The 5,432-nt window shown below is 64.9% G+C and carries 4 protein-coding genes and 1 pseudogene; 4 read left to right on the top strand and 1 reads right to left on the bottom strand.

Annotation, left to right across the window (positions count from 1 at the left end):
* On the top strand, positions 1–683 hold a 683-nt coding region (locus tag EOA79_RS33810), incomplete at its 5' end, for an SIS domain-containing protein (RefSeq protein WP_245489945.1).
* A gap of 291 nt (positions 684–974) precedes the next feature.
* Positions 975–1,730: a DUF502 domain-containing protein gene (locus EOA79_RS27930; RefSeq protein ID WP_128293484.1), complete on the top strand. Its 756-nt coding sequence runs from the start codon at positions 975–977 to the stop codon at positions 1,728–1,730.
* On the opposite strand, the gene recG is transcribed toward EOA79_RS27930, so the two are convergent.
* A complete protein-coding gene (recG, locus tag EOA79_RS27925; protein WP_095825221.1) occupies positions 1,682–3,790 on the bottom strand; it encodes an ATP-dependent DNA helicase RecG in 2,109 nt (702 codons plus the stop codon). The genes EOA79_RS27930 and recG overlap by 49 nt on opposite strands.
* Positions 3,791–3,883: 93 nt before the next feature.
* Here recG and EOA79_RS27920 point away from each other — a divergent pair, with 93 nt between their 5' ends.
* Positions 3,884–4,171 carry a succinate dehydrogenase assembly factor 2 gene (locus tag EOA79_RS27920; protein WP_095825222.1) on the top strand — a complete coding sequence of 96 codons (288 nt, stop codon included), beginning with the start codon at positions 3,884–3,886 and terminating at the stop codon, positions 4,169–4,171.
* 7 nt (positions 4,172–4,178) lie between these two features.
* Positions 4,179–5,432, top strand: a pseudogene (locus tag EOA79_RS27915) (transcription-repair coupling factor); the annotation flags it as partial.

Raw genomic sequence — 5,432 nt, 5'->3', positions numbered from 1 at the left:
AATCCGACGTCGTGCTGCCGACGCTTGCCGGGCCGGAGATCGGCGTCGCCTCGACGAAGGCTTTCACCTGCCAGCTCTCCGTGCTGGCCTCGCTCGCAGTGCGGGCCGGCGTGGCGCGCGGGACGATCTCGCGCGATGAGGAGAAGCGGCTGGTGCGCGAGCTTTCCGAGGCGCCGCGCTTTGCCACACAGGTGCTGAAGCTCGACGAGCAGATCGAACGCATCTCGCGTGATCTGTCCCGCTACAAGGATGTGCTCTATCTCGGCCGCGACACCAATTTTCCACTAGCCATGGAAGGGGCGCTGAAGCTCAAGGAAATCTCCTACATCCACGCCGAAGGCTATGCCGGCGGCGAGCTGAAGCATGGACCGATCGCGCTGATCGACGAAAACATGCCGGTTATCGTGATCGCGCCGCATGACCGCATCTTCGAAAAGACGGTTTCCAACATGCAGGAAGTCGCGGCGCGCGGCGGCAAGATCATCCTGATCACCGACGCCAAGGGCGCGGCCCAGGCCGGCATCAAGTCGATGGAGACGATCATCCTGCCCGAAGTACCTGAGATCATCGCGCCGATCATCTACGCGCTGCCGATCCAGATGCTCGCCTATTTCACCGCGGTGTTCATGGGCACGGATGTCGACCAGCCGCGCAATCTGGCGAAATCGGTCACGGTGGAATAGCACTGTCACTGCTTCTTTTGGGCACCGTAGTTCGAAGTATGGCTTGCCGATGGCCCTTTCACTCCTCGGCGGGCGTCGCGGAATGGATCCTCGGGTCTACGCCGCGTCGCTTCGCTCTTTGCTCCGCGCGTGATGACGAAGGGAGGGGTGTTGCAGCCAGTCGCGAACGCAGGAGCTTCCATTTGGAACGCTGAAAGCCGCTTCATAGAGAGCGCTCTTTAAAAACTTCGCAGTTCCAAACCGAATTGCGGTTCACTAAAGTTCAACCGCAATCTGCGCCGCGGTGATCCTATGTCCGACGCCCTGAAGACCTCTGGCATGACCCGGCTCAGGAATTACTTCCTGACGGGCTTCATCGTCTGCGCGCCGCTGGCGATCACCGCCTATATCGCCTGGTCGCTCATCGGCTGGGTCGATTCCTGGGTGAAGCCCTACATTCCCGCCCGCTACAATCCGGACACCTATCTGCCGTTTCCGGTCCCCGGCTTCGGGCTGATCGTGGCGCTGGTGCTGATCACGTTCATCGGTTTCATGACGGCCAACATCGTCGGCCGCGCAATCGTCAATTTCGGCGAGCGGCTGCTTGGCCGCATGCCGCTGGTGCGCGGTATCTACCGCTCCCTGAAGCAGATTTTCGAGACGGTGCTGTCAAACAAGGGCGACATGTTCCGCCAGGTCGGGCTGGTCGAATATCCGCGCAAGGGAGTCTGGTCGCTGGTCGTCGTCGCCAGCGAGAAGGAAACCGAGATCAACCAGAAGCTCGACCAGGAAGGCGATCCGTTGATCGCGGTGTTCATGCCCTGCACGCCGAACCCGACCACAGGCTTCCTGATGTATGTTTACAAATCCGAGATCGTGCTGCTCGACATGACGATCGAGGACGGCGCCAAGCTGATCGTTTCGGCCGGCATGGTGGCGCCGGAGGTCAAGGCCAAGCTGGTGACGCTGAACGGCGAGCCGATCGAAGGGCCGCTTGCCAATCCGGCGCTGGGCGCGGCTCAGCCGGCGCGCAGCAGCCGCACCGCCTCGTCGCGCCCGAACAGGTAGAGCAACAGCCGCAGCGCCTCGCCGCGCCCAGACTGCAATTCGGGGTCGCGCGACAGGATCAGCCTTGCGTCGTCGCGGGCGGCTTCCAGCAGGTCGGCATGGAACTCGATGCGCGCGACCTGGAAACCTGGCGTGCCGGACTGGCGGGTGCCCAGCAGTTCGCCTTCGCCGCGCAGCTTCAGATCCTCCTCGGCTATGCGGAAGCCGTCCTCCGTCTCGCGCATCACTGACAGCCGGCGCTTCGCCGTCTCACCGAGCGGATCCTTGTAGAGCAGCACGCAGGACGAGGGCTTGTCGCCGCGCCCGACCCGGCCGCGCAACTGGTGCAACTGGGCAAGGCCGAAGCGCTCGGCATGCTCGATGATGATGATCGTGGCGTCCGGCACGTCGACGCCGACCTCGATGACGGTGGTGGCGATCAATATGCGCGTTTCGCCCTGCTTGAAGGCGCGCATCGCATCGTCCTTCTCTGCCCCTTTCATGCGGCCATGGACGAGGCCGATCTGTTCGCCGAAGAGCGGCTTCAGCGAAGCGAAGCGGTCTTCCGCCGACATCAGCTTGATCTCTTCGGATTCCTCGACCAGCGGACAGATCCAGTAGATCTTCTGACCCTCGGCGACGGCGTCGACCATGCGCCCGACCAACTCGTCCAGCCGCTCCATTGGCAAAGTGACGGTGCGTATCGGCTGGCGGCCCGCCGGCTTTTCGGTGAGCTTCGAGACATCCATGTCGCCGAAGGCGGTCAGCACCAGCGTGCGCGGAATGGGCGTCGCCGTCATCACCAGCATATCGGGCGCGTCGCCTTTGGCGGTGATGGCGAGACGCTGGTGGACACCGAAGCGGTGCTGCTCGTCGACGACGGCAAGCACGAGGTCGTGGAAGGTCACCGTCTCCTGGAACAGCGCGTGCGTGCCGACGACGATGTCGATCGCACCGCTGGCGAGGCCTTCCAGTGTTTCGGCGCGTTCGCGGCCCTTCTCGCGGCCGGTAAGGACGGCGACGCTGAGGCCGGCTTTTTCCGCCAGCGGGGCGATGGTCGCCAGATGCTGCCGCGCCAGGATTTCGGTCGGCGCCATCAGCGCAGCCTGGCCGCCTGCCTCGACCGCGCGCCCCATGGCAAGCAGCGCGACCACCGTCTTGCCGGAGCCGACATCGCCCTGCAGCAGACGCAGCATGCGTTCGGGGTCGGCCAGGTCGGCGTTGATTTCGCCGAGCGCGAATTCCTGGCTGAGGGTGAGCTTGTAGGGCAGGGCAGCGCGCAGTTTCTCGACAACGCGCCCGTCGCCGACCAGCGGCCGGCCCGAAAGGCGGCGGATTCTGGTGCGCACCAGCGCCAGCGACACCTGCCCTGCCAGGAGCTCGTCATAGGCCAGGCGCCGCCAGGCCGCACCCTCGACGGCAACGTCGATCGGGTCCTTGGGATAGTGGATGCGGATGAGCGCATCGCCGAAGGACGGAAAGGTGTGGCGGCGCATGAAGGCGTCGTCCTGCCATTCCGGCAGTTCCGGCAAGCGGCCGAGCGCCTGTCCGATGGCGCGGCGCAGCACTTTTGCGGACAGGCCGGCGGTTAGCGGATAGACGGGCTCGACCAGCGGCAGGCCCTCGGCCTCGTCGAGCGGCGCGATATGGTCGGGATGAACCATGGTCGGGCGGCCGTTGAACCATTCCATGCGGCCGGAGATTACGACGCGCTCGCCCTCAGGCAGCATCTTCTGCAGATAGGCGGCATGGGCATGGAAGAAGGTCAAGGCGATCTCACCGGTGTCGTCATGGGCGTAGATCCGGTAGGGCACGGACCTGTTGCCGCGCGGCGGCGGCTGGTGACGGTCGACCCGCACCTCGAGTGTTACGATCTGGCCTTCGGCCGCTAGCGCGATGCCAGGCCGATTGCGGCGGTCGATAACCGTGTTGGGCAGCACGAACAGAAGATCGGCGGCGCGCGCGGCGCGGTCGCCGAGATCGGCCGGCACGACACGTTCGATCATGGTCCCGACCTTCTGGCCGACGCCGGCGAGCGAGGTGATCGGGACGAACAGGGGATCGAGGATGGAAGGACGCATCTCGTCAGCTTATGTCGCGGAGGCCGCAGCGCAAAGGCTGACACCAATCGCTATCCACGCTATATGCGCCGCTTCGAACAGGGATGTAGCGCGATGACCGGAACACAGCGATCAAGCGAGGGCCTGGACGTCCGCCGCCGCAAGCTGCTGTTCCGCTCCTGGCATCGCGGCATGCGCGAGATGGATCTCATCCTGGGATCCTTCGCCGATGCCGAGATCGGCGCCTTGACCGCCGACGAAATCGACCAATATGAAAAGCTCCTCGAAATCCCCGACACCGAATTCCTGCCGATGATCACCGGCGAGCGCCCGGTTCCGCCCGATATCGATTGCGCGGTGCTGAAGAAGATCCTGGCGTCGCGCCGGACCATGACATTTTGAAAGAAGCATGAGTCTCATTCCCTCCATTGGCCTGCCGAAGGGCCGCGCCGGCCAGTTCATCGTCGATGGCGTCGCCGACGGTTACGAAGCTTTCGCGCTGGCGCGGACGGCGCAGGAGATCGCGCCCGACAAGCCGGTGCTGTTCGTCGCGCGCGACGGCCAGCGGCTGCCGGCGATCATCGATGCGCTCGCCTTTGCCGCTCCCGGCCTGCCGGTTCTGGAACTGCCTGCCTGGGACTGCCTGCCTTACGATCGTGTCTCGCCGGGCGCGGATGCCGCCGCGCGGCGCCTCGACGCGCTCTCCGCCATCGTTGCGCTGGCGAAAAAGCCGCACCGCGCCGTTATCCTCACGACGGCCAATGCGCTCTTGCAGCGCATTCCGCCGGCCGAACTGATCGAGGCGCAGACCTTCCACGCCAAGCCCGGCAACCAGATCGACATGAACGTGCTGATCGCGCGGCTGGAGAATTCCGGTTTCGAGCGCGTGCCGACCGTGCGCGACGTCGGCGAGTTCGCGGTGCGCGGCGGCATTCTCGACCTCTTCGCGCCCGGCTGGAGCGAGGCGCTGAGGCTCGACTTCTTCGGCGACACGCTGGAATCGATCCGCGTCTTCGACGTGGCGACCCAGCGCACGACCGGCCAGCGCAAGTCGATGGCGCTGCAGGCGATGAGCGAGGTGGCGCTGACGCCGGAAACGATCAGCCGCTTCCGCCGCTCCTATATCGAAGCCTTCGGCGCGCCGTCGCGCGACGATGCGCTCTATGCAGCCGTCAGCGAAGGACGGCGCTTTGCCGGCATGGAGCACTGGCTGCCTTTCTTCTACGAGCAACTGGAGACGGTGTTCGACTATCTGCCGGACGCGCCTGTCATCTTCGATCATCTCGCGCATGAGGCGCTGGCCGAGCGCCATACGCTGATCCTCGATCACTATGAGGCGCGGCGGAAGCAGGCTGACGGCGCGCTGAAAGATGCCGTGCCCTACAAGCCGGTGGCGCCGGATCTGCTCTATCTCTCGCCGGAAAATCTCAAAGCCTCGCTCGGACCGCGCGAGGACATTGATTTCACCGTCTTCGACGCACCCGATGTCGGCGGCAAGAAGGTCTTCCATGCGGGCTCGCGGCAAGGCCGCAGCTTCGCCGAGGAGCGCGCCGACCCGAACAGCAATGTCTTCGACGTGGTGGTGAAGCATATTGCCGACGAGCGCGCCGCGCGCCGCCGCGTCATCGTCGCCGGCATAGTGGATTTCGAGACAGTCATGCGG

Source organism: Mesorhizobium sp. M1A.F.Ca.IN.020.03.2.1, assembly GCF_004023205.1.
In the GTDB taxonomy this organism is placed as follows: Bacteria; Pseudomonadota; Alphaproteobacteria; order Rhizobiales; family Rhizobiaceae; genus Mesorhizobium.
This window is presented reverse-complemented; position numbering and strand designations above follow the sequence as displayed.

Excerpts from the sequence above, each read along its gene's own strand:
- EOA79_RS27930 (WP_128293484.1), top strand. The coding sequence starts at position 975 with ATGTCCGACGCCCTGAAGACCTCTGGCATGACCCGGCTCAGGAATTAC.
- recG (WP_095825221.1), bottom strand. The coding sequence starts at position 3,790 with ATGCGTCCTTCCATCCTCGATCCCCTGTTCGTCCCGATCACCTCGCTC.
- EOA79_RS27920 (WP_095825222.1), top strand. The coding sequence starts at position 3,884 with ATGACCGGAACACAGCGATCAAGCGAGGGCCTGGACGTCCGCCGCCGC.